We start from the raw sequence: 23,030 nt of genomic DNA, 5'->3' as shown, positions 1-23,030 counted from the left end.
CCGGACGCAGGCTACGCCAGCTGCTACAGATTGCGTTGTGGCTTAACTGATCGGCATTACGCAATGGCGGGGGCTTGATTCAGCAATTCATGCCGCAGAACCGGAACACCCTTTAGGCAAGTAGTCCTCGGAAACGCTGCTTTTACATGACCAGCCTTTGGCTTCGTCTCGTGTCAGGGTGACGGTTTTGCCCTGGACCACCCCCGGGGCATTGTGCAATGTACAAACGACTGATCCCGCCCCCGGCGTTGTAGCCGTCACAGACAGGGTGCAATGGTTGGTCGATGTCTTGCCAGCGGGCGCCACGTTGGCAATTGTCGGGGTTTCCCCCTGGCTGATCACATCCTCGAACGGCACCTTCATTGCAGTCAGTTCGGCCAGCGCCGCCGTGACCTTGGCCCGGGCCTGGTACTTGGAATACATCGGCAGGCCCAGTGTTGCCAGGATCCCGATGATCGCCACCACGACGAGCAACTCGATCAGGGTAAAACCTTTCTGATTGTTCATGTACAAGCTCCATGCATGAGTCGAAGGCTCATGACCTGCCCCATGGCAGCACAGCCTGTGCCAAGGCCGGAAGCCCCTGTTGGCAGGGGGTCTGGTAGCCATCAGGCCATTTTCTGCTACCGGGAGCAGCACTAACTGACGTTTTTTGTCACATCACCCTGGCGGGTTTGGCCCCGTCCCTTGACTAGGCTATAAGAGCAATTCATTCGGAATACCCAGGACTGAACATGGCGGTCAAGGCAGCGAAAATCAGCGTGTATGCATGGGAAGGCATCGACCGCAAAGGCACAAAAGTGACCGGCGAACTCAGCGCTCAAAACCCGGCGCTGATCAAGGCGAAGCTGCGCAAGCAAGGCATCAGTCCCGGCAAGGTTCGCAAGAAAAACCATTCGGTTTTCAGCATGGGCAAGCGCATCAAGGCCCAGGACATTGCCCTGTTCACCCGGCAAATGGCGACGATGATGAAGGCCGGTGTGCCTTTGTTGCAGTCCTTCGACATCATCGGCGAAGGCTTCGACAATCCGGCCATGCGCAAGCTGGTGGATGAACTGAAACAGGAGGTTGCGGCAGGCAGCAGCTTCGCCTCCGCCCTGCGCAAGAAGCCCCGGTATTTCGATGAGCTGTATTGCAACCTGGTGGATGCCGGCGAGCAGGCCGGTGCCCTCGACACTCTTTTGGAGCGGGTGGCGACCTACAAGGAAAAAAGCGAAAGCCTCAAGGCCAGGATCAGGAAAGCCATGACCTACCCGCTGGTGGTGGTGTTCGTCGCGGCGATTGTCACCGGGATTCTGCTGGTCAATGTCGTGCCGCAGTTCGAGTCCGTGTTCAAAGGCTTTGGCGCCGAACTGCCGGCCTTCACCGTCATGGTCATCGGCCTGTCGCAATTCCTGCAGGCCTGGTGGTGGGCGGTCCTTGGCTCGCTGGTCACGATGGCCTTCGGCGTGCGCCACGCCCTCAGCACATCCTCGGCCTTGCGTGACCGGATGGACACCTGGCTGCTGAAACTGCCGCTGGTGGGCACCCTGATGCACAAGTCCGCCGTAGCCCGGTTCGCCCGTACACTGTCGACCACTTTCGCTGCCGGCGTGCCGCTGGTGGAGGCCTTGGAATCAGTGGCTGGCGCGACCGGCAATATCGTGTTCAAGCGTGCGGTATTGCGCATCCGGCAGGACATCTCGACCGGCATGCAATTGCATTTCGCCATGCGCACCTGTGGCGTCTTTCCGAACATGGCGATACAAATGACTGCCATCGGCGAAGAGTCCGGCACCCTGGATGCCATGCTCGACAAAGTCGCGGGGTTCTACGAAGAAAACGTCGATAACATGGTCGATAACCTCACCAGTCTGATGGAGCCGTTCATCATGGTGGTGCTGGGTGCTATCGTCGGTGGACTGGTAGTTGCCATGTACCTGCCCATCTTCCAACTTGGCTCAGCGATCTGACATGCCCTTGAATGAAATCCTGATTCACTCTGCGCTGGCCTTTGCCCTTCTCGCGGGCATCACCGGCCTGCTGGTCGGCAGTTTCCTCAATGTCGTGATCTGGCGCCTGCCGAAAATGCTCGAACGCGACTGGCGTGAGCAGGCTCATGACATTCTCGGGCTGCCTGGCGAAACGCCGCTGCCGACCTACAACCTGTTGCTGCCCCACTCCCAGTGCCCGCACTGCGGTCACCGAATCCGCGCCTGGGAAAACATCCCGCTGCTCAGTTATGTGTTTTTGCGCGGTCGCTGTTCAGCCTGCGCGGCGGCAATCAGCCCGCGCTATCCGTTGACCGAACTGGCCTGCGGGCTGTTGTCGGCGTTTGTAGCCTGGCACTTCGGCTTCGGTTGGCCGGCCGGCCTGATGCTGATCCTGAGCTGGGGGTTGCTGGCGATGAGCCTGATCGACGCCGAACATCAGATATTGCCGGACGTGCTGGTGCTGCCGTTGATATGGCTGGGGTTGATCGTCAACAGTTTCGGCCTGTTCGTGTCGTTGCACGAGGCGCTTTGGGGGGCGATCGCCGGCTACGGCCTGCTGTGGTCGGTGTTCTGGCTGTTCAAGCTGATCACGGGCAAGGACGGCATGGGCTACGGTGATTTCAAACTACTGGCGATGCTGGGCGCCTGGGGTGGCTGGCAGATTTTACCCCTGACCATCCTGCTGTCCTCGCTGGTGGGTGCCATTATCGGGCTGGTGCTGCTGCGCTGGCGCCATGCAAAAACCTCGACGCCGATCCCTTTCGGTCCCTATCTGGCCATTGCCGGCTGGATTGCGTTGCTCTGGGGTGGTCAAATAACCGACTTCTATTGGCAGTCTGTCGGTTTGAAATGAATACCCCTGTGGAAAAACCCTGGATTCTCGGCCTGACCGGCGGCATCGGCAGCGGAAAAAGCGCGGCCGCCCAACACTTCATCGACCTGGGCGTGCATGTGGTCGACGCCGATCATGCCGCTCGCTGGGTAGTGGAACCCGGCCGCCCGGCACTGGCGCAAATCGCCGAGCACTTCGGCCCCGGCGTGTTGCAGGCCGACGGGCAACTGGACCGCGCTGCGCTACGCAAATTGATCTTCGAGGTGCCTGAAGAACGCCGCTGGCTGGAGGCCCTCCTGCATCCGCTGATCGGCGAGGAGATCGCTCACCACCTGGCGCTGGCAAAATCGCCTTATGCGATTCTGGTTTCGCCGCTGCTGATCGAGTCCGGGCAGTACACCATGACCCAACGGGTGCTGGTGATCGATGCCCCCGAACAATTGCAGATCGAACGCACCCTGCAACGTGACCAGACCAGCGAACAGCAAGTCCAGGCGATCCTCAAGGCCCAGTCCAGCCGCCAGGATCGCGTGAGCCATGCCGACGACGTCGTGGTCAATGACCGCGACCTTGCCTGGCTGCACAGCGAGGTTGAACGCCTGCATCACTTTTATCTTTCTTTGCGTGGAGGCCAGTCATGAGCCAACCAACAACCGTCGAATGCCCAACCTGTGGCGCCCCCGTGGAATGGACCGCCGAGAGCAAATTCCGGCCATTCTGCTCCGACCGCTGCAAACTGATCGACCTGGGCGCCTGGGCGTCCGAAGAACACAAGATTCCAGTGGCTCCCGATGCCGAGGACGAGATGTTCAGCGGCGACTTCGACCCGCGCCACTGATCCATCGAGTGGGCGATTCCAGGTTTTGATGCGGATCAGGACTTGGGATCGTCGTCCTTCCAGGGAGCTGAGAGGTAGCGGGTGCGGTTGAACGTTTCAAGCCACTCCGGACAAAACACCACCAGCGCACTGACGATCATGCCGTTGATAAACGCTTCGGGAAAAATGATCAGCCACAGGTAGCCGACAAAATCCTCAAGCCAGTACGGCATCTCGAAGCGCTCGTCGAACCACAGCAACCATAGCGCCAGCAGCAGGCACAGCAACGCCGACAGCGCCGCCGCAAAGAAGCCGGACACGAAGATATACACAAAGGGACTTCGCGGCTGAGCACGCTCCACCAGGATCGCGCAGCACTCGGTGACCAGCACCGGCAGCGCAATCAACAGCGCGCCGTTGACCCCGACCGCCGCCAGGTCCTGTCGGTCGAGCAACACCAGCCCCGTTTGCGCCACCAACCCGCCGACCAGCGCCAGCGGCCAGTCCAGCAGCAGCGTCACCGCTGTCATGCCGATGAAGTGGTAAGACACGCCGGTATCAAAGTCGCGCCGCACCAGCCACAACAGAAACAGCGCAAACACCGTTCCAAACAGCAGATGCTGACGACGGCTGTCGGTGAACAGTTCAACCCACGGCGTGCGACAGATCGCCCAGATCAACACCGGCACATAGATCAGCCAGCCGACCGCAAGGGTTTGCGATGACAGCAACTCTGCACCGATCATGGCTACGCGCGCCTCCCCGGCGAAGAACAACAGACACTCAGTCTACACCGCCGCTCGCCTGCCCTTCGACTTCAAGCCCAATGCCGCGGATCGTTCATCACCGCGTCATGTTCGGCGAACAGCTTCGGTAGCTCTGACTTGAGAAAGTCCACCCAGGTGCGGACCTTGGCATCGAGAAAATGACGCGAAGGATACAGCGCATACACATTGCGTTCGCGTAGGCGCCATGCAGGTAACACGCGCAGCAAAGTGCCGTCGCTCAAGGGCCGCGTCGCAGTGTAGAACGGCAGCAGGCTGATGCCCATGCCCGCCTCCGAAGCCTTGACCATCGACTCGGCAACATTGCACTGAAAGGTCTTGGCCGGGCTGACGGCGTGCTCGCCCTGCTCGTCCTGGAAAAGCCATTGATCGCTGTACAACGGGTCGAGCATGCGCAGGCACTGATGATCGCTCAGCGCCAGCGGCTGCTGCGGCACGCCCCGGCGGTGCAGGTAGTCCGGGGAGGCACAGGGTACGCTGTAGATCTGCCCGATGGCCTGCGCAACCATTTGCGAGTCTGCCAGTTCGGGCGCTATTGAAATCACCACATCGTGCCCTTCCTCCAGCGGATCGGGATTACGCTGCGACAAGGTCAATTCGAACACCACATCGGGATAAAGCTCGCTGTAGCGGGCGATCAACGGCGTGAGCAGCACACCCAGGCCGTTCATGCTGTGCACCCGCAGGCGTCCGGCCGGATTGATATGAGCGCCACGGGCCTCGGCCGTCGCCTCATCCATGGCATCGACGATTTGCCGGCTGCGCAGCAGGAAGCGCTCGCCGGCGTCGGTCAGGCTCAAGCGCCGCGTGGTGCGTTGCAGCAGTCGCGCTTGTACATGTTCCTCCAGATCCGCCACCAATCGGGATACCTGCGCGGTCGACAGATCCAGTGCATCGGCAGCCCCGGTGAAACTGGCGCAGTCCACCACCCGGATGAACACGCGCAAGTTGTTAAGCACATCCATAAGCCCTCCTCGGGCGATGACTGTTACGTTTTATGTAAGGCTGCATCCGCCGTTCGCCCCTTTATCCGTCGGTGGCAAAGACTAAAATTCAGACATCAGAACCGACACGGAGCAAACCATCATGAAAACGTTGATCAGCCTGTTGCTGACCGTCATCGCCACCTCGGCCATGGCCGCTGACAACGAGCCCCTCGCAGTCCTGTACAACCCGGCGCAGCCACTGGACATCGCCAAGGTGGTTTCTGTGTCCGACACTGCGACCGCGTGCGGGGTAGTACCGGCGACCATGGAGTATGTCGATCATCAGGGCCAGACCCACCGCGTGACCTACAACGTCATCGGTGATTGCACCAGCAACCTGTGATCAATGGGCTCACAGCAGGGTCCAGGTGTAGCTGAGGATCAAGCGGTTCTCGTCGATATCACTGCGGTAGTTGGAACGCGCCATCGCGTTGCGCACACGGATGCCAAGGCCTTTGAAGCTACCGCTCTGCAACACATAGCCGATGTCCAGGTCACGCTCGCGATCCTTGCCTTCAAAGCCCTTGCCAGTATCGACATTGTTGCCGCTGATGTAGCGCACGGTGCTGGTCAGCCCCGGTACGCCGAGCGCCGCGAAGTCGTAGTCGTAGCGCGCCTGCCAGGAACGTTCATCGGTGAAGGCGAACTCGTAGGTCGGCACTTCGTTGCCCAGTGGTGAGATGTTGGCAAACACCCGTGGGAACGCACTGTCACCGAACATGCCCTGATAGCCGACGTAAAACGTATGGCCGCCACGCTTGGCCGACAGCAACGAGAAGAACGCCTGGTTGTCGATGTTGCCCAGCAGTTTCTTGCCGTCCTCGCGCGAATCGTAGTAGCCGAGGTTGGCGCCGAGGATCCAGTCGCCCACCGGCTCACTGTGCTTTAAACCCAGAAAACGCTGGTTGTAGATATCTTCCAGTTGCCCGTACCAGGCGCTGACCGAGCTGCGCTTGTCGTTGAAGACATAATCAGCGCCGGCAAAATTGAAACCGTCACTGCTGACCTGACGCTGCGGCACGTGGCCCAGCATCGCTTGCATCTTTTCGTCGCCCGCCTCGTTGCGCAGGCTGGTTGAACTCAAGTGACCACCCTGCAGCGTCAGGCCATTGATCTCGCTGGAGGTGATGCTTGCGCCCTGATAACTCGGCGGCAGCAGGCGAATATCGCTGAATGCCAACACCGGCAGATTGGGTTGCAGTTCACCGACTTTCAGCTCGGTCTTGGAGTAGCGCATCTTCAACGCGCCTTCCAGGCGGCTGTAGTTGTCCGCCGCGCGGCCGTCGCTCTGCACCGGCAGCAAACCGGTATTGGTCCGGTCCGGGGCGCTGTCGAGCTTGAGGCCGAGCAAGCCGATGACGTCCACCCCAAACCCGACGGTGCCCTGGGTGTATCCGGACTTCACGTTGAGGATGAAACCTTGGGCCCACTCTTGCGCCTTCGATTGCTGGTTGGCGCCGACGATGTCGGAATAGTCGCGGCTGAAGTAGTAATTGCGCGCCTGCAACGTCGCGGTGGTGTCTTCGACAAAGCCGGTTTCAGCCGCCATCGCACCTGTGGAAAAACTCGAGACGACAGCCAGGGACAACGCCGAACCGGTTGTTGGGAGAATCTGTTTCATCGTTTTTCTCTTATTGTTATTGATCGACTGATTGAAGGACTTCAGTTGCAGTGGATTTGCGAAGGGAAACGGGACGACGGGCGCTCAACAGCACATGGGTGGCCATGCCGAAAATCAGCCCCCAAAATGCCGCGGACAAACCGAACAACGACATGCCCGACGCCGTGACCAGAAAGGTCACCAGCGCGGCTTCGCGATCGCTCGGCACAGCCATCGCGCCCGTCAACGCGCCGGCAATGGCGGCGAACAGGGCCAGCCCGGCCAGCGCCGCGACCAGCTCTTTGGGGAACGCTGAAAACAGCGAGACCAGCGTGGCGCCGAAGATCCCCAACAGCAGGTAGCACAGGCCGCCGACGACCCCGGCCACGTAGCGTTTGCGAGGATTTTCGTGGGCTTCGCGACCGGTGCAGATCGCCGCGGTGATCGCCGCCAGATTCAGTCCATGGCAACCGAACGGCGCCAGCAGTGCCGTACCCAGCGCGCTACTGGCGATGATCGGGCTCGCCGGCGTTGGGTATCCGCTGGCGCGCAGCACCGCCATGCCGGGCACGAACTGACCGGTCAGCGCCACCATCACCAGCGGTAAGGCGATGTTCAGGATCGCGCCCAGGCTGAACTCAGGCGTTATCCACACCGGCGTGGCCAGGCCGATCACCAGCGCTTCACGATGCAAATCACCGGTGGCCGCGGCAATCGAACAGCCCACCAGCAGCACCACCATCACCGCATAACGTGGCATCACCCGCTTGCAGATCAGGTAGCAGGCAAACATCGCCAGGACCAGCAACGGTTTGTGCTGCATCGACACGAACAAACCGGTGCCGAAACTGAACAGGATCCCCGCCAGCATCGCCGCCGCGATGGCAGCGGGCAGTTTGCTGATGATCCGGTCGAAAGCCCCCGAGATGCCGACCACGAAAATGATCAGGCTGCTGACCAGATAAGCCCCCACCGCCTCTGCCATGGAGATGTCCGGCAACAGCGTCACCAGCAACGCCGAGCCAGGCGCCGACCAGGCAATGATCACCGGAACGCGGTAGCGCAGGCTCAAACCGATACCGAGCACGGCGCTGCCAATTGAGATCGCCCAGATCCAGGACGACAACACTTCCCGCGAAAGATGTGCTGCTTCTGCCGCCTGAAAGATGATCACCAACGGGCCGGCATAGGAAATCACCGTGGCAATGAATCCAGCCACGGCGGCCGACAACGAAAAGTCCTGGAAAAACGCTTTCATGATTCAGGCACCGGTCGCTGACAACGCTGGGCTGACGCCGGCAGCGCTGCGTCGGCTGCTGATGGCGAACACGGTCATGGCCAGGGCCGCCACCGCACCGGGCAAGGCAAACGCCATGAAGTTCAGTTGCAGGGGCAGGCTGATCCCGAGCAAGGCACCGCCCAGCAGCGGACCGACGATGGCCCCGTTGCGCCCGATGCCCGAGGCCCAGCCCAGACCTGTCGAACGAATCGTCATGGAGTAAAACTGCGCGGCGCAGGCGTACAAAAGAATCTGCGAGCCAATGGTGGTGGCACCCGCAATGGCGATCAGCAGGTACAACACCGGCATCGGGCTGTTGAAGCCCAGCAGAGTGATGGACACCGCCGCCATGGCGAAAAACACCGCCAACACTCTCGGCAGATTGAGTTTGTCACCCAGCACCCCGCCGCCGACCGCACCGAAAATCGCCCCGAAGTTCAACACCAGCAGGAACGACAGACTCGAACCCAGGCTGTAACCGGCGTTGGCCATCAGTTTCGGCAGCCAGGAACTCAGCGCGTACACCATCAACAGGCAACAGAAAAACGCCAGCCACAGCATCAGCGTGCGCAGCGCACGGCCTTCACGGAACAACTGCAACACCGGGGTGCCCGTGCCTTTCACTTCGGCCATGTGCAATTGATCGGACGTTTGCGCGACGTAGGCCGGATCAATCCGCTCAAGAATATTGCGCGCCTCTTCATTACGTCCCTGACGCAACATGAAGCCCACCGATTCGGGCAGGAAATACATGATCAGCGGCAACAACAGCAACGGCAGGATCGCCACGTAAAACACCGACTGCCAGCCGAAACTCGGGATCAGCACAATGCCCAGCCCGGCGGACAGCATGCCGCCCACCGAATAACCGCTGAACATGATCGCGACCAGCGTGCTGCGGATTTTTTTCGGCGCGTACTCGTTCATCAGCGCCACGACGTTAGGCATCACGCCGCCAATGCCGAGCCCGGCAATGAAGCGACAGAGGCCGAACTCGGTGGGGTTTCGGGCGAAACCATTGAGCACGGTGAAACCGCTGAAGAGCATCACGCAGATCGTGATGGCTTTCTTGCGGCCGATCTTGTCCGACAGCGGTCCGAAGAACAGTGCGCCGAACATCATGCCAAACAGTGCATAACTGCCCAGTGCACCGGCTTGCAAAGGACTGAGCCCCCACTCTTTCATCAGCATCGGCAAGACCACGCCGTAGATCACCAGATCGTAGCCGTCGAAGATGATGATCAGGGCACACCAGAACAGCACCATCCAGTGAAAGCGGTTGAAACGAGCGTTGTCGATAACCTCATGTACGTCGATCTTGCGCATGGCATATATCTCTTGTTGTTGTTTTTTCAGAGCGGCGGTAACACGGCTTACGTCCGTACAGCCGAGGGTAGAGCCGCCCGATACGAGGCAATATCCAGCGCGCGCAGACCACTATCCATTTTGTGCAGGGCCCTGAAACGGGCATGGGAACGGAAGGCATTGAGCCTCTGCGACAAATTGTCTTCTTTGCGATCACATTTGAACGCTAAGCTTGGGCCTATGGATGACTCAGATTATTTACGCCTGCTGACCATCGCGGCCGAGCAAGCCAACGCGTTCCTGTCCAACGCCCGCAAATGGGAGCGTGAGCGTTGGGTTTGCCAGCGCCTGCTGCAAGGCTTGAACATTCCCTATCGCGCCGATGAGTTCGCCCCAGCCGGGGAGCCGCCGGATGTGTTGTTTCGCGATGCCAGTTTCGAGGTGTTCTTCGTGCTCGACGAAGGCCGGCGCCTCAACGATGAATGGCGCGACGAACTGCAACGCCGACGCAGCGCGTTTTCCCTGAGCCAACTGGTGCGCCGCGAGGCCAAGCCACGACGCATCCCCGCCAACGAGTTCTTGCTGCGATTGGCGCCGACCTTGCGCAAAAAAGCGCACAACTACAAAGAGCGCGGCATGGATCTGGGTGAGCTGGACATCATTGCCTTCGCCAGCCTCAAACGCGAAGTGCTGGACCTGAACAGCCATTTCCCGCCGCCGACCGAATACCTGCGCCAAGGCTGGCGTTCATTGTCCTTGGTGGGGCCGACGTTCGCCCGCGTGCTGTTCGCTCACCCGGATGCGCCGGACTTCTTGCGCAGCAACCTGGGGCGCAGCATTGTTTTTGATGTCGGGATCAGCCTGTGAGGCTCGAGCCTTTCCCCGGTCAACAGCTAAGCTCCGTTCACAGCTGAATAATTTCCCTGTAGCTTCTACTCATTCAGCAACGTCTACCCCTGACGAGGCCCGATATGACCAGCCGCCTGAACCCCGACGACCAAAAGCATGTCGAAGAGTACCTGCAGTTGTCCCAGCACCAAGTCGAGCGCCGGCCCTTCCGACCGTGGATGCTCCTGGTGCTGGTGCTGGCAGTGACCATTGGTCTGGGCCTGTTGAGCCGACTTATCAGTTACCTGACGCTATGAGCTGCCTTGCGCTCGCTTGGGTAACGACGACAAAGATTTCTTTTAGCCTTGCGAGTTATCCCCATGTCCCATCGTATTGTCATTGTCGGCGGCGGCGCCGGCGGTCTGGAGTTGGCTACCCGTCTGGGTAAGACTCTGGGCAAGCGTGGCACGGCCAACGTGATGCTGGTCGACGCTAACCTGACCCACATCTGGAAACCGTTGTTGCACGAAGTGGCGGCCGGTTCCCTTAACTCTTCCGAAGACGAACTCAACTATGTGGCCCAGGCCAAATGGAACCACTTCGAGTTCCAACTGGGACGCATGAGCGGGCTCGATCGGGCGAAGAAAAAAATCCAGCTGGCCGCCACCTATGACGAAGCAGGTCTGGAGCTGGTACCGGCCCGTGAAGTGCCTTACGACTCGCTGGTGATCTCCGTCGGCAGCACCACCAACGATTTCGGCACCCAGGGCGCGGCGCAACACTGCCTGTTCCTCGACACCCGCAAACAGGCCGAGCGATTCCACCAGCAACTGCTCAATCACTATTTGCGCGCTCACGCAGGGCAAACCGACACGATCGAGCAAATCAGCGTGGCCATCGTCGGCGCCGGTGCCACCGGAGTAGAACTGGCCGCCGAACTGCACAACGCCGCCCACGAATTGGCAGCCTATGGCCTGGACCGGATCAAACCGGAAAACATGCACATCACCCTGATCGAAGCCGGTCCAAGGGTGTTGCCGGCGCTGCCGGAGCGCATTGGCGGACCTGTGCATAAAACCCTGGAGAAACTCGGGGTCAACGTCATGACCAATGCCGCTGTCAGCGAAGTGACGGCCGACAGCCTGATCACCGCCGACGGCAACGAAATCAAGGCCAGCCTGAAAGTCTGGGCCGCGGGGATTCGCGCACCGGGTTTCCTCAAGGACATCGATGGCCTGGAAACCAACCGCATCAATCAGCTGCAAGTGCTGCCGACCCTGCAAACCACCCGTGACGAGAACATCTTCGCCTTCGGTGACTGCGCCGCCTGCCCGCAACCGGGCAGCGACCGCAATGTGCCGCCACGTGCACAGGCCGCTCACCAGCAGGCTTCGTTGCTGGCCAAATCGCTGAAACTGCGCATTGAAGGCAAGGCACTGCCGGAGTACAAGTACACCGACTACGGCTCGCTGATCTCGCTGTCGCGTTTTTCGGCTGTGGGTAACCTGATGGGCAACCTCACCGGCAGCGTGATGCTCGAAGGCTGGCTGGCGCGGATGTTCTACGTGTCGCTGTACCGCATGCACCAGATGGCGCTGTACGGGCCGTTCCGAACGGCGATGCTGATGCTGGGCAGCAAGATCGGGCGCGGTACCGAGCCACGGCTGAAGCTGCACTGATGTAAACCTGTGGGAGCGAGCTTGCTCGCGATGGCGTCCTTTCTGTCGATATCAATGTCGCCTGATACACCGTCATCGCGAGCAAGCTCGCTCCCACAGGGTTTTGCGGCACGCCCAGTATTATCGAAGGCAAAAAAAATCCCCGTATCTTTCGATACGAGGATTTTTAATATGGTCGGGGTAAGGGGATTCGAACTCCTGACATCCTGCTCCCAAAGCAGGCGCGCTACCGGACTGCGCTATACCCCGGTAAAAAAAAGGCACCCTTGAAGGCGCCTTCTTCGATCAGCGCTTTTGGCCTCTGATCTTAAGATTCGATTCCAGCGCTAACTGGTTTCAAAAATGGTGGGTCGTGTGGGATTCGAACCTACGACCAATTGGTTAAAAGCCAACTGCTCTACCAACTGAGCTAACGACCCAAAAATGGTCGGGGTAAGGGGATTCGAACTCCTGACATCCTGCTCCCAAAGCAGGCGCGCTACCGGACTGCGCTATACCCCGGTTTGAAATTGGCTCCGTGACCAGGACTCGAACCTGGGACCCAATGATTAACAGTCATTTGCTCTACCGACTGAGCTATCACGGAACTACACATTTCAATTTACAACTTTGAAGCTTTACTGCGTTCTCTTCAACCCGTTCGCATCGCTGCGTTCGTGTGTCTGAGGCGCGCTATTCTACAATCTTCAGCACCTCTGTCAACCCCCTAAATTGCTTTCAAGTTAATGATTTGCAACTTATTTTAGATTCCTGCTTGGGGAGCGGAAACCCTGGCGGGTGACTTACTGCGGGGCGCACTTTACAAGCCTTTTCCTTTGAGTTCAACAGCCTAACGAAAAAAAGGCCTCGTTATGCGAGGCCTTTTCGATTTTGCTGCCGTTATGGATCAGACGAAGACGATTTCGTCGTTTTCCACCACGCCGTGAGCGGTATCGCCCGGCATGAATCGACCGGACAGAATCAACTGCGCCAGCGGGTTCTCGATCCAGCGCTGGATAGCGCGCTTGAGCGGCCGTGCGCCATACACCGGGTCGTAGCCGACCGCGATCAGCTTGTCCATCGCCTCAGGGCTGAGCTCAAGCTTCAGCTCGCGCTCGGTCAGGCGGCTGCGCAGACGCCCCAACTGGATCTCGGTAATACCGGCGATCTGATCCCGTGCCAACGGCTCGAAGATCACCACTTCGTCGACCCGGTTGATGAACTCCGGCCGGAAGTGGCTGGAAATCGCATCCATCACCGCCGCCCGCTGCGCCTCACGGTCACCGACCAGCTCCTGGATCTGTACCGATCCCAGGTTGGAGGTCATGACAATCACGGTGTTCTTGAAGTCCACCGTGCGGCCATGGCTGTCGGTCAGACGACCATCCTCGAGCACTTGCAGCAAGATGTTGAATACATCCGGGTGCGCCTTCTCGACTTCGTCCATGAGGATCACCGAATACGGCTTGCGACGTACGGCCTCGGTCAGGTAACCGCCCTCTTCGTAGCCCACGTAGCCTGGTGGCGCACCGATCAAGCGAGCCACGGAATGTTTCTCCATGAACTCGGACATGTCGATCCGCACCATCGCCTCTTCAGTATCGAAGAGGAACTCGGCCAGGGCCTTGCACAGCTCGGTTTTACCGACACCGGTCGGGCCGAGGAACATGAACGAGCCGCTTGGCCGGTTCGGGTCGGACAACCCGGCGCGGGAACGCCGCACCGCATTGGAAACCGCAACCACAGCTTCGTCCTGGCCGATCACACGCTGGTGCAACAGGCTTTCCATTTTCATCAGCTTTTCGCGCTCGCCTTCGAGCATTTTCGACACCGGAATACCGGTCCACTTCGAAACGACTTCGGCGATCTCTTCTTCAGTCACCTTGCTGCGCAGCAACTGGTTTTCGGCTTTGCCATGCTGGTCGACCATTTGCAGGCTGCGCTCCAGATCCGGGATCACCCCGTACTGCAACTCGGCCATGCGGTTCAGGTCACCTTTGCGGCGAGCGGCTTCCAGTTCCTGACGAGACTGCTCGATCTTCTGCTGGATTTGCGCAGAACCCTGCACCTCGGCTTTTTCCGAGTTCCAGATTTCTTCGAGATCCGAGTACTCACGCTCATGACGCGCGATTTCTTCCTGCAGTTTTTCCAGACGCTTCTTCGCCGCGTCGTCACTTTCTTTCTTCAGCGCCTGGGATTCCACCTTCAGCTGAATCAGGCGACGCTCCAGACGGTCCAGCACTTCCGGCTTGGAGTCGATCTCCATGCGGATGCGGCTGGCGGCCTCATCGATCAGGTCGATGGCCTTGTCCGGCAACTGCCGGTCAGTGATGTAGCGATGGCTGAGCTTGGCCGCGGCAATGATCGCGCCGTCGGTAATCGCCACCTTGTGGTGAACCTCATAACGCTCCTTGAGGCCACGCAGGATGGCGATGGTGTCTTCTTCGCTCGGCTCGTCCACCAGCACTTTCTGGAAACGTCGCTCGAGGGCGGCGTCCTTCTCGATATATTGGCGGTACTCGTTGAGCGTGGTGGCGCCAACGCAGTGCAGCTCACCGCGGGCCAGGGCCGGCTTGAGCATGTTGCCAGCATCCATCGAGCCCTCACCTTTACCGGCGCCGACCATGGTATGCAGTTCGTCGATGAACAGAATGATCTGCCCTTCCTGCTTCGACAGTTCATTGAGCAATGCCTTGAGGCGCTCTTCGAACTCGCCGCGATACTTGGCGCCAGCGATCAGCGCCCCCATGTCCAGGGACAACAGGCGCTTGCCCTTGAGGCCATCCGGCACTTCACCATTGATGATGCGCTGGGCCAGGCCTTCGGCGATGGCGGTCTTACCCACGCCAGGCTCACCGATCAGCACCGGGTTGTTCTTGGTACGACGTTGCAGCACCTGGATGGTCCGGCGAATTTCATCGTCACGGCCGATCACCGGATCCAGCTTGCCGTCCTCGGCGCGCTTGGTCAGGTCGACGGTGTACTTATCCAGGGCCTGTCGTGCTTCTTCGTGGTTCGGGTCGTTGACGGCCTCGCCGCCGCGCAGGTTGTTGATCGCATTTTCCAGGGCTTTCTTGCTCACGCCCTGGCCGAGCAACAGCTTGCCGAGCTTGCTGTTCTCGTCCATGGCGGCGAGCAGCACCAGTTCGCTGGAGATAAACTGGTCACCCTTCTGCTGGGCCAGACGGTCGGCCTGATTGAGCAGGCGCGCCAGATCCTGCGACATGTTCACGTCACCGGTCGGGTTCTGGATTTTCGGTAGCTGGTCGAGCTCTTTGGTCAGCTCTTTACGCAAGCTGTTGACGTCGAAGCCCACCTGCATCAGCAGGGGCTTGATCGAGCCGCCCTGCTGTTCGAGCAAGGCCTGCATCAAGTGCGCCGGTTCAATGGCCGGATGATCGTGGCCGACAGCCAGGGATTGGGCATCGGACAACGCTAACTGCAATTTGCTGGTTAAACGGTCTATACGCATGGGTCACCTTCCTTTTGAGCAGGCCGGACCTATAAAACATCCTGAATGAAGAAACCTGCCAGATACCACAATAGATGTGGTCGATTCTGGGAGTTTCAAGCGTCGGGACGTTGATGCAAGTCAGGCAAGTCTAGCGTTCGAGCCAGACAAGGGAGGCAAAACGACCGGTGCGGGGCGCACGGCGGTAGGAAAAGAAGCGTGGATCGGTGACGGTGCAGAAACCGCCACCGTAGACAGCGGTTACACCACGAGCTGCCAGACGCAAGCGCGCCAACATATAGATGTCGGCCATGAATTTGCCGGGGTTTTGGCTTGGTACAAAAGCTTGAGCTGCTTGCGGCAACTGCTGGACGAATGTCTCGCGCACTTCGGGGCCGACTTCAAAGGCTTGCGGACCAATGGCCGGACCTAACCAGACGAGCACTTCTGCTGGTGGCACGGCCAGGCTGTCGAGGGTTGCTTCCAGCACGCCCGCCGCCAACCCGCGCCAACCGGCATGGGCCGCAGCGACGCGGGTGCCGGCACGGTCGCAAAACAGCGCAGGCAGGCAATCGGCGGTCATCGCCGCGCAGGCGACGCCCGGCGTTGATGTCCAACAGGCATCAGCCGTATCCACCCGGCCAGGATCGGCATGGACCACGACGATGCCGTGGACCTGCTGCAGCCAGGCCGGTTGAATGGAGAAATGATCGGTAAGACGACGGCGATTCTCGGCAACAGCTTCAGGGCTGTCGTCGACGTGATCGCCGAGGTTGAGGCTGTCGAACGGCGCCATACTGACGCCGCCCGCACGGGTGGTGACGCAGGCTTTGACCCCGGCCGGCGCGGGCCAGTCAGGAATCAGCCAGTCACTCATCCGATGAACGCCTCGCGGTCTTGCTTGAGCAGGGTCAGCAGCCAGACGAAATCTTCCGGCAACGGCGATTCCCAGCTCATGCGCTGACCGGTGGTCGGATGATCCAGTTCCAGGAAACGCGCATGCAGCGCCTGACGCGGGAAGTTTTTCAGCGACTCGACCATGGTCGGGTTGGCGGCCGGCGGGATACGGAAACGACCGCCGTAGGCAGGATCTCCGACCAACGGGTAGTTGATGTGCGCCATGTGCACGCGAATCTGGTGCGTACGACCGGTTTCCAGCTTCACCCGCACGTGAGTGTGGGAGCGGAAGCGCTCGAGCACGCGGTAATGGCTGACGGCTTGCTTGCCACCTTCCATCACGGCCATGCGCTGGCGTTGCTGGCCGTGACGACCGATCGGCGCGTTGATCTTGCCACCGGCTGTCACCACACCGATCACGATGCACTCGTAGATCCGGCTGACGCTGCGGCTCTGCAACTGTGTAACCAGCTGCGTCTGCGCTTGAATGGTCTTGGCCACCACCATCAGACCGGTGGTGTCCTTGTCCAGGCGATGCACGATACCGGCGCGGGGCACATTGATGATGTCCGGCACGTGGTGCAGCAAGGCGTTGAGCAAGGTGCCGTCGGCATGACCGGCAGCCGGGTGCACCACCAGGCCCGCTGGCTTGTTGATCACCAGGATATCGTCGTCTTCATAGACGATATCCAGGGCTATGTCTTGAGCGACCCATTCGCCCTGAGCTTCCTGCTCGGCAGTCAGCTCAAGGATGGCGCCGCCGTGGACGATGTCTCGCGGGCGGATAACCGCCCCATCCACAGTCAGGCGGCCGTCTTTGATCCAGGCGGAAAGGCGCGAGCGCGAGTGCTCAGCGAATAATTGTGCGGCGACTTGATCGAGGCGTTGGCCGCCCAATTCGGACGGCACCTCTGCGCGAAGTTCAATTTTATCGGACATGCTCAGACTAGGCGTCGGCACAGCCTTTGGTTTCGGCTGCGCGCTTGTGGTTAAATACGGCGTCTTTTGCCCCGAGGCTATTCAACGGGGCGCTCATCATAACAGGACGGCCACGCCCAAGACAGCGGCCGTCATAGGGACGCAAGCCGCCATGCAAGTGAAACACCTGCTGCTGATCGCCATCCTCGCATTGACCGCTGCTTGCTCATCGAAGGAAGTCGTAGACGAAAACCTCAGTGAAGTCGAGTTGTACCAACAGGCTCAAAATGACCTGGACAACAGTAGCTACACCAGTGCCATCGCCAAGCTGAAGGCTCTGGAATCGCGTTATCCGTTCGGTCGCTATGCCGATCAGGCGCAACTCGAACTCATCTACGCCAACTACAAGAACACCGAGCCAGAAGCGGCAAAATCCGCTGCGGAACGCTTCATTCGCCTGCACCCACAGCACCCGAACGTCGATTATGCCTACTACCTCAAGGGCCTGACTTCTTTCGACCAGGACGTCGGCCTGCTGGCGCGTTTCCTGCCGCTGGACATGACCAAGCGTGACCCGGGCGCCGCCCGCGACTCCTACAACGAGTTCGCCCAGCTGACCAGCCGCTTCCCGAACAGCCGCTACGCACCGGATGCCAAGCAGCGCATGATCTATCTGCGCAACCTGCTGGCGGCCTATGAAATTCACGTGGCCGATTACTACCTGACCCGTCAGGCCTATGTCGCCGCCGCGAACCGCGGTCGTTATGTGGTGGAAAACTTCCAGGAAACCCCTTCGGTCGGCGACGGCCTGGCGGTGATGACCGAGGCCTACCAGCGCCTGCACCTGGACGAACTGGCTGCCACCAGCCTGGAAACCCTGAAGCTCAACTACCCGAACCACCCGACGCTGGTAGACGGTCAGTTCGTACCGACCGTGGCCGAAGCCGACAACCGTTCGTGGCTGAGCAAGACGACCCTGGGCCTGATCGAGTCCCGTCCGCCGCTGCCACCGGGCGAAACCCGCGCCAACCAGGACGTACAGAAGCAGTTCCAGGACGCCAAGGACGCCATCCCGGCCGAACTCAAGCCTAAAGATGACAATGGCGACGCGGTCGAAGAAGAAAATCACGAAGCGCAAGGCAACAACAGCGACCGTTCGTGGTTCAGCTACATGACCTTCGGCGTGTTCGACTGACACCCCGGGTTGTGCAAAAAGGGAGACTTTCGAGTCTCCCTTTTTTATTTCAGCGCTTTATTACACTGTGCGCCTGGCAGGACCTTGGCTAAACTGCCGGATCATCAGCCGAAAAGCAGCTCACCATGCTTCGTTTATTGTTCTGGATTGCCCTGATTGCCGCTGCAGTGTGGCTCTGGCGCAAGATCAAGGGGCAGGCTTCCACCCCCAGATCCCCTGCCGAGCGGGAAGCGGCGCCCATGGTCCGTTGCGCCCATTGTGGCGTCCACCTGCCCCGTGACCGCGCGCTGAGCCTCGACCAGCAATGGTATTGCAGCCAGGCTCATCTCGAGCAAGGCAAGGGCTCCAGTGGCCGCTGACACTTGCGCAGAAATGGCAGCCGTTTAAGGTCTATCGCGCATCACCAAGGAACTGAAAGGTGTTGAACGACGTCTGACACAGATTATTCAAGACCTCTCTCTGCGAATGAACCGGGTAATCGAAAACGTCCTTTATCTGCAGCGCCGCGAGCAAATGCCGCCGCTACGGCTCGATCCGAAATCACTGGAAATACTCGATAATGAAGCCCCGGCCCGCCATTTCAGAGGCCTGGGGCTTTATCTGTCCGGCCAGCCGGGCGAAAGCACTCTGTCCCGCCTAGACTTCAAGGCACGCCAGGAAAACAGCTGCTTTTGCATGATTTATGCTCACGGACGAACCCCACGTTGAACACAAGACCACGACAAAAAGTCTTGATCGTCGATGACGAGCCGGACATTCGCGAACTACTGGAAATCACCCTGGGAAGGATGAAGCTGGAGACGTTCAACGCCCGCAACATCGGCGAAGCGCAATCGCTGCTCAAACGCGAAACCTTCGATCTATGCCTGACCGACATGCAGTTGTCGGACGGTACCGGCCTTGAGTTGGTGCAGCACATCCAGCAGCGCCACCCTCAGGTCCGGGTGGCGATGATCACCGCCTATGACAGTCTCGAAAACGCGATCAATGTGCTCAAGGCCGGGGCATTCGACTTCCTGACCAAACCGGTGGACCTTGCACGCCTGCGTGAACTGGTCACCAGTGCCCTGCTGGTTCCTGCCCGCGGGGTCGGCATCGATCGACGCTTGCTGGGCGACTCATTGCCCATGCGCAACCTGCGCAAGCACATCACCAAACTGGCCAGCAGCCATGCGACGGTATACATCAGCGGAGAGTCCGGCAGTGGCAAGGAGTTGGTCGCGCGCCTGATCCATGATCAAAGCCCCCGCGCCAATCAGCCGTTCATTGCGATCAACTGCGCGGCGATTCCCTCGGAACTGTTGGAGAGCGAGTTTTTCGGCCATCGCAAAGGCAGTTTCAGCGGCGCCATCGAAGATAAACCCGGCCTGTTCCAGGCAGCTCACGGCGGTACCCTGCTCCTCGACGAAGTAGCCGACCTGCCGCTGGCCATGCAAGTCAAACTGCTGCGTGCGATTCAAGAGAAATCCGTACGCAGCGTCGGAGGACAGCAGGAAGTGGCAGTGGATGTGCGCATTCTCTGCGCCACGCACAAAGACCTTGGCGCCGAAGTCGCCGCCGGACGATTTCGTCATGATCTTTACTACCGCTTGAACGTGATCGAACTCCGGGTGCCGCCCTTGCGCGAGCGCCGTGATGACATCGAAATGCTAGCCAGCCACATACTCAAGCGTCTGGCCGTCGATAGCGGTCAACCTGCGGCGAGACTCCACCCCCAAGCCCTCGATGCGCTGAAAAGCTATCGTTTTCCGGGCAATGTGCGGGAACTGGAAAACATGCTCGAACGGGCGCACACCTTGTGTGAGGACAATCAGATCGAAGCCGGTGACCTGCGCCTGGCTGAAGGCAACCGTGGCGCCGAGGGCGGCCTGCCGGACCTGACCCGGATCGACAATCTGGAAGCCTACCTGGAAAACGTCGAACGCCAACTGCTGCTCCAGGCCCTGGAGGAAACCCGCTGGAACCGCACGGCGGCGGCTCAGCGGTTGAACCTGTCATTCAGGTCGATGCGTTACCGGCTCAAGAAGCTGGGACTGGATTGAGGCTTTAAAGTCTTCCGGCAGGCGCATAAGGCGCCGGATCGATAATCGGCGCACGGCCCAGCATCACATCGGCAAACAGCTGGCATGACGCCGGCGCCAGCACCAGCCCGTTTCGGTAATGCCCGCAGTTGAGCCAAAGCCCGTCAAACCCCGGCACCGGGCCGATGTAAGGAATGCCCTCGGGTGATCCCGGGCGCAATCCGGCCCAGTGCCCCACCACTTCGGCATCGGCCAGCGCCGGGATCAACTCCACAGCGGACGCCTTCAGGCTTTCCAGTGCCGACCCGGTCGGCGTCTTGTCGAAGCCTTCATGCTCCAGCGTACTGCCGATCAGTATGTGCCCGTCGCGCCGGGGAATCGCATAACGGCCCTTGGCCAGGACCATGCTCGGCAGGAAATCCGCCGCACACTTGTAGAGAATCATCTGCCCTTTCACCGGCTCGACCGGCAGCGCCAGATCAAGAAGCTTGAGCAAATCACCGCTCCAGGCCCCCGCCGTCAGGACGATTTGATCGCCCGGGACAATACCTGTGGAGGTCTGCACCCCGACCACTTTGTTGCCGTCACGAACAAACCCGCTGACTTCGCACTGCTCCTGGATCGTCACGTTCGGCAGCGCCAGCAACGCGGCCTTGAGTGACTTCACCAGACGCGGATTACGCACGTTGGCGACGTCGGCCATGTAGATCGCCCGGGAAAAACCACTGCCTAGCACCGGCACGGCGTCGTGTGCTGCCGAAATATCTACCGCGCTAAGCGGGCGACTTTCCCGGACGGCCCATGCCAGGGCTTCAGCCTCGTCATCCAGATCCAGCCAGTACAGACCGGTGGTGTGCACTTGCGGATCAACGCCAGTGGCGGCAAACAAGCGCTCGCCCAACTGTGGATAAAAGTCCTGGGACCAGTGAGCCAAGGCAGTGACCGCCGGGCTGTAGCGCCACGGGTAAAGCGGCGAAACGATGCCGCCGCCGGCCCAGGACGATTCCTGGCCGACGCTCGAGCGATCCAGCAGCACAACGCTTTGCACTTCGGAGGCGAGATTGTAAGCCGTCAGCAATCCAATCACCCCACCGCCGACAATCACCACTTGCTGTTGCCTGGTCATGTTCTGATCCAATCGTTAAATAGACAGAGGGTACAAAAGGCACCCGAAAAAGAAACTCAGCGCCCCCAGCAGTCTTTGCTGGTCAGGCCGGATTTCGCGTTGACCATACCGAGCACACCGGTGTTGGTGATGGTCAGATCACCGCACTTGTCAGTGGCCATGCTCGAGTCAGCCTTGCGCACTGCCGTCAGCAGAAAGGTCTGGTCGGTCAGGGTCGGTGTGATGCTGTAGTAATCATTGCCGGCACTGAGGCCTGTCGCATCGGTGTAGACATTTTTCTGCGAGTAGAAACGCTCCAGGAGCTGCGCCTGCTCCGAGAGCAGACCGGCCACTTCTGCGCGACGGCCCTTGTTCAGGTATTCGGTGAAACTCGGGGCGGCAATGGTCATGACAATACCGATGATCGCAATCACGATCATGATTTCGATCAGGGTAAACCCGCGGTTGGAACTACGCATGCATCAATTCTCAGTCACTGTATTTGTCGCCACATGATGCGACGGCTGCCGCCGGACTTTTCCATCCCCGCAGTACCGTCGCCAGTGGAATCGTTCACGGCCCCGCCATTGTCACTGGCGTCCTGGGCCGAATGCTCTCCGATAAAGATCACGCCATCGGACAGCGTGTCGCTGTTGTCGACCACTCCATCGGCGTTGCCGTCGAGCATCTTAACGCTGATCGCCTCGGGCAGCTTCAGGCAGACGGCCTTCAACCCCTGATTGCTGTGATAAAAACCGTACCAGTTGCCTTTGGCCAGACAGGTTGGCCGGTTCAGCGCTGGTGAATCCGCTGACGAGGCCGCGTGCGCCGACATCGACAGATCAAGCGCGACGACGACAGCGAACAGTTGTGACCATAACCTGACAGGTCGCTCAGTACTTCGCATAGATGCTCTCCACCACACTGCGCGAATGCCCTGCGATGCCGACTGCCGTTACCCGATACAAGGTTGCCGGGGTATTGATTGGCACATTCACCGCATTTCGGCTGACACCGATGTTTTGCACGCCATAAAAGCCCTTGCCCGATGCAATCCAGGTCACTCCGGAAGAGGCGTTGAAACCGGCAGCGGTAATAGTCGAAGACTCTGACGGTGGCGCACATTGAACGATGCCGCTACAAACAGGTAGCGCATAACTGTCCCGCTGCACTGTACCCTCGCCCACCCGCAAGGCGGCTTCGGCACTCTGGAACGACTGGTTGCGCAGGGCGACGCTACCGGCCATTTTTTCCTGCAGGGTCGCGCTCTGCATCGATGAAAGACCAATCAGCGTCAGCAAGAGCAAGAACACCAGACTGACCAACAGTGCCATGCCGCGTTGGGCGAAATACGTCTTGAGAGCACGATTCATTGGCACT

At 59.8% G+C, this 23,030-nt stretch carries 24 protein-coding genes, 4 tRNA genes and 1 pseudogene; 12 read left to right on the top strand and 17 right to left on the bottom strand.

Translation table 11 applies throughout. The features are described from left to right. Nucleotides 1-87: 87 nt before the first annotated feature. A complete protein-coding gene (locus PMI34_RS08130) occupies nt 88-507 on the bottom strand; it encodes a pilin (RefSeq protein WP_008052106.1) in 420 nt (139 codons plus the stop codon). A gap of 227 nt (nt 508-734) precedes the next feature. Between PMI34_RS08130 and PMI34_RS08135 the strand changes: the two genes are divergently transcribed. From PMI34_RS08135 to yacG, 4 genes are read left to right on the top strand one after another with little or no spacing between them, the layout of a single operon-like run. Continuing rightward, nucleotides 735-1,952, top strand: coding sequence for a type II secretion system F family protein (locus tag PMI34_RS08135; protein ID WP_008052105.1), 1,218 nt, complete (start codon nt 735-737; stop codon nt 1,950-1,952). Nucleotide 1,953: 1 nt separating this feature from the next. Next, nucleotides 1,954-2,826 carry a prepilin peptidase gene (locus PMI34_RS08140; RefSeq protein WP_008052104.1) on the top strand — a complete coding sequence of 291 codons (873 nt, stop codon included), beginning with the start codon at nt 1,954-1,956 and terminating at the stop codon, nt 2,824-2,826. Further along, nucleotides 2,823-3,446, top strand: coding sequence for a dephospho-CoA kinase (gene coaE / locus PMI34_RS08145; protein WP_008052102.1), 624 nt, complete (start codon nt 2,823-2,825; stop codon nt 3,444-3,446). Before PMI34_RS08140 ends, coaE begins: the two co-directional genes overlap by 4 nt. After that, nucleotides 3,443-3,643, top strand: coding sequence for a DNA gyrase inhibitor YacG (gene yacG, locus PMI34_RS08150; RefSeq protein ID WP_007970539.1), 201 nt, complete (start codon nt 3,443-3,445; stop codon nt 3,641-3,643). The genes coaE and yacG overlap by 4 nt, the downstream gene beginning before the upstream one ends. A 35-nt stretch (nt 3,644-3,678) precedes the next feature. Here yacG and PMI34_RS08155 read toward each other — a convergent pair whose 3' ends face one another. Both PMI34_RS08155 and PMI34_RS08160 read right to left on the bottom strand, forming a co-directional pair. Continuing rightward, nucleotides 3,679-4,368, bottom strand: a complete 690-nt coding sequence (locus PMI34_RS08155) for an energy-coupling factor ABC transporter permease (protein ID WP_008052101.1) — start codon at nt 4,366-4,368, stop codon at nt 3,679-3,681. Between the two features lie 71 nt (nt 4,369-4,439). Further along, complete coding sequence (locus tag PMI34_RS08160; RefSeq protein WP_008052100.1) at nt 4,440-5,372, bottom strand: LysR family transcriptional regulator; 933 nt, start codon at nt 5,370-5,372, stop codon at nt 4,440-4,442. Between the two features lie 121 nt (nt 5,373-5,493). Between PMI34_RS08160 and PMI34_RS08165 the strand changes: the two genes are divergently transcribed. Next, the gene (locus PMI34_RS08165; RefSeq protein ID WP_008052099.1) at nt 5,494-5,736 is read left to right on the top strand and encodes a DUF2790 domain-containing protein; all 243 of its coding nucleotides are present in this window, start codon (nt 5,494-5,496) and stop codon (nt 5,734-5,736) included. A gap of 9 nt (nt 5,737-5,745) precedes the next feature. On the opposite strand, the gene PMI34_RS08170 is transcribed toward PMI34_RS08165, so the two are convergent. The 3 genes from PMI34_RS08170 to PMI34_RS08180 are packed head-to-tail and all read right to left on the bottom strand — an operon-like array spanning nt 5,746 to nt 9,598. Continuing rightward, complete coding sequence (locus PMI34_RS08170; RefSeq protein WP_008052098.1) at nt 5,746-7,014, bottom strand: OprD family porin; 1,269 nt, start codon at nt 7,012-7,014, stop codon at nt 5,746-5,748. A gap of 16 nt (nt 7,015-7,030) precedes the next feature. After that, entirely contained in the window at nt 7,031-8,251 is a 1,221-nt protein-coding gene (locus PMI34_RS08175; protein WP_008052097.1) for a benzoate/H(+) symporter BenE family transporter, read from the bottom strand. A gap of 3 nt (nt 8,252-8,254) precedes the next feature. Further along, nucleotides 8,255-9,598: an aromatic acid/H+ symport family MFS transporter gene (locus PMI34_RS08180; protein WP_008052096.1), complete on the bottom strand. Its 1,344-nt coding sequence runs from the start codon at nt 9,596-9,598 to the stop codon at nt 8,255-8,257. A 219-nt stretch (nt 9,599-9,817) separates the two neighbouring features. Here PMI34_RS08180 and PMI34_RS08185 point away from each other — a divergent pair, with 219 nt between their 5' ends. The 3 genes from PMI34_RS08185 (at nt 9,818) to PMI34_RS08195 (ending at nt 12,084) form a co-directional block, all read left to right on the top strand. Continuing rightward, a complete protein-coding gene (locus PMI34_RS08185) occupies nt 9,818-10,444 on the top strand; it encodes a DUF1780 domain-containing protein (RefSeq protein ID WP_007970534.1) in 627 nt (208 codons plus the stop codon). Nucleotides 10,445-10,548: 104 nt separating this feature from the next. Then, nucleotides 10,549-10,722, top strand: a complete 174-nt coding sequence (locus PMI34_RS08190; RefSeq protein WP_007970531.1) for a DUF3094 domain-containing protein — start codon at nt 10,549-10,551, stop codon at nt 10,720-10,722. 63 nt (nt 10,723-10,785) lie between these two features. Then, a complete protein-coding gene (locus tag PMI34_RS08195; protein ID WP_008052095.1) occupies nt 10,786-12,084 on the top strand; it encodes an NAD(P)/FAD-dependent oxidoreductase in 1,299 nt (432 codons plus the stop codon). 172 nt (nt 12,085-12,256) lie between these two features. Here the strand turns inward: PMI34_RS08195 and PMI34_RS08200 are convergent. The 7 genes from PMI34_RS08200 to rluD all read right to left on the bottom strand — a co-directional run bounded on the left by PMI34_RS08200 (nt 12,257) and on the right by rluD (nt 17,350). Further along, nucleotides 12,257-12,333, bottom strand: a tRNA-Pro gene (locus PMI34_RS08200). Nucleotides 12,334-12,427: 94 nt separating this feature from the next. Continuing rightward, a tRNA-Lys gene (locus PMI34_RS08205) sits at nt 12,428-12,503 on the bottom strand. 5 nt (nt 12,504-12,508) lie between these two features. Further along, nucleotides 12,509-12,585: transfer RNA gene (locus PMI34_RS08210), tRNA-Pro, on the bottom strand. Between the two features lie 9 nt (nt 12,586-12,594). Beyond that, nucleotides 12,595-12,670, bottom strand: a tRNA-Asn gene (locus PMI34_RS08215). A 300-nt stretch (nt 12,671-12,970) separates the two neighbouring features. Continuing rightward, a complete protein-coding gene (gene clpB / locus PMI34_RS08220) occupies nt 12,971-15,535 on the bottom strand; it encodes an ATP-dependent chaperone ClpB (RefSeq protein WP_008052094.1) in 2,565 nt (854 codons plus the stop codon). 130 nt (nt 15,536-15,665) lie between these two features. Then, nucleotides 15,666-16,391, bottom strand: a complete 726-nt coding sequence (gene pgeF, locus PMI34_RS08225; protein WP_008052093.1) for a peptidoglycan editing factor PgeF — start codon at nt 16,389-16,391, stop codon at nt 15,666-15,668. After that, nucleotides 16,388-17,350 carry a 23S rRNA pseudouridine(1911/1915/1917) synthase RluD gene (rluD, locus tag PMI34_RS08230; protein WP_008052092.1) on the bottom strand — a complete coding sequence of 321 codons (963 nt, stop codon included), beginning with the start codon at nt 17,348-17,350 and terminating at the stop codon, nt 16,388-16,390. Before rluD ends, pgeF begins: the two co-directional genes overlap by 4 nt. A 151-nt stretch (nt 17,351-17,501) precedes the next feature. Between rluD and PMI34_RS08235 the strand changes: the two genes are divergently transcribed. The 4 genes and pseudogenes from PMI34_RS08235 (at nt 17,502) to PMI34_RS08245 (ending at nt 20,566) form a co-directional block, all read left to right on the top strand. Continuing rightward, entirely contained in the window at nt 17,502-18,524 is a 1,023-nt protein-coding gene (locus PMI34_RS08235; RefSeq protein WP_008052083.1) for an outer membrane protein assembly factor BamD, read from the top strand. Nucleotides 18,525-18,649: 125 nt separating this feature from the next. Beyond that, complete coding sequence (locus tag PMI34_RS08240) at nt 18,650-18,883, top strand: PP0621 family protein (protein WP_008052082.1); 234 nt, start codon at nt 18,650-18,652, stop codon at nt 18,881-18,883. 43 nt (nt 18,884-18,926) lie between these two features. After that, nucleotides 18,927-19,232: pseudogene (locus PMI34_RS28365) on the top strand (hypothetical protein); the annotation flags it as partial. Continuing rightward, the gene (locus PMI34_RS08245; RefSeq protein WP_008052080.1) at nt 19,229-20,566 is read left to right on the top strand and encodes a sigma-54-dependent transcriptional regulator; all 1,338 of its coding nucleotides are present in this window, start codon (nt 19,229-19,231) and stop codon (nt 20,564-20,566) included. The pseudogene PMI34_RS28365 and the gene PMI34_RS08245, both read left to right, overlap by 4 nt. A gap of 4 nt (nt 20,567-20,570) precedes the next feature. On the opposite strand, the gene thiO is transcribed toward PMI34_RS08245, so the two are convergent. The 4 genes from thiO to PMI34_RS08265 are packed head-to-tail and all read right to left on the bottom strand — an operon-like array spanning nt 20,571 to nt 23,023. Beyond that, nucleotides 20,571-21,671: a glycine oxidase ThiO gene (thiO, locus tag PMI34_RS08250; RefSeq protein WP_008052079.1), complete on the bottom strand. Its 1,101-nt coding sequence runs from the start codon at nt 21,669-21,671 to the stop codon at nt 20,571-20,573. Between the two features lie 56 nt (nt 21,672-21,727). Continuing rightward, nucleotides 21,728-22,129, bottom strand: a complete 402-nt coding sequence (locus PMI34_RS08255) for a type IV pilin protein (protein WP_008052078.1) — start codon at nt 22,127-22,129, stop codon at nt 21,728-21,730. 14 nt (nt 22,130-22,143) lie between these two features. Beyond that, the gene (locus PMI34_RS08260) at nt 22,144-22,485 is read right to left on the bottom strand and encodes a hypothetical protein (protein WP_238538796.1); all 342 of its coding nucleotides are present in this window, start codon (nt 22,483-22,485) and stop codon (nt 22,144-22,146) included. A gap of 58 nt (nt 22,486-22,543) precedes the next feature. After that, complete coding sequence (locus PMI34_RS08265) at nt 22,544-23,023, bottom strand: pilus assembly PilX family protein (protein WP_008052076.1); 480 nt, start codon at nt 23,021-23,023, stop codon at nt 22,544-22,546. Between the last annotated feature and the right edge of the window lie 7 nt (nt 23,024-23,030).

It is taken from the genome of Pseudomonas sp. GM74, from assembly GCF_000282455.1.
Classification (GTDB): domain Bacteria; phylum Pseudomonadota; class Gammaproteobacteria; order Pseudomonadales; family Pseudomonadaceae; genus Aquipseudomonas.
The sequence above is the reverse complement of the archived record's forward strand: the minus strand, read 5'-3'. Positions and strand labels throughout refer to the sequence as shown.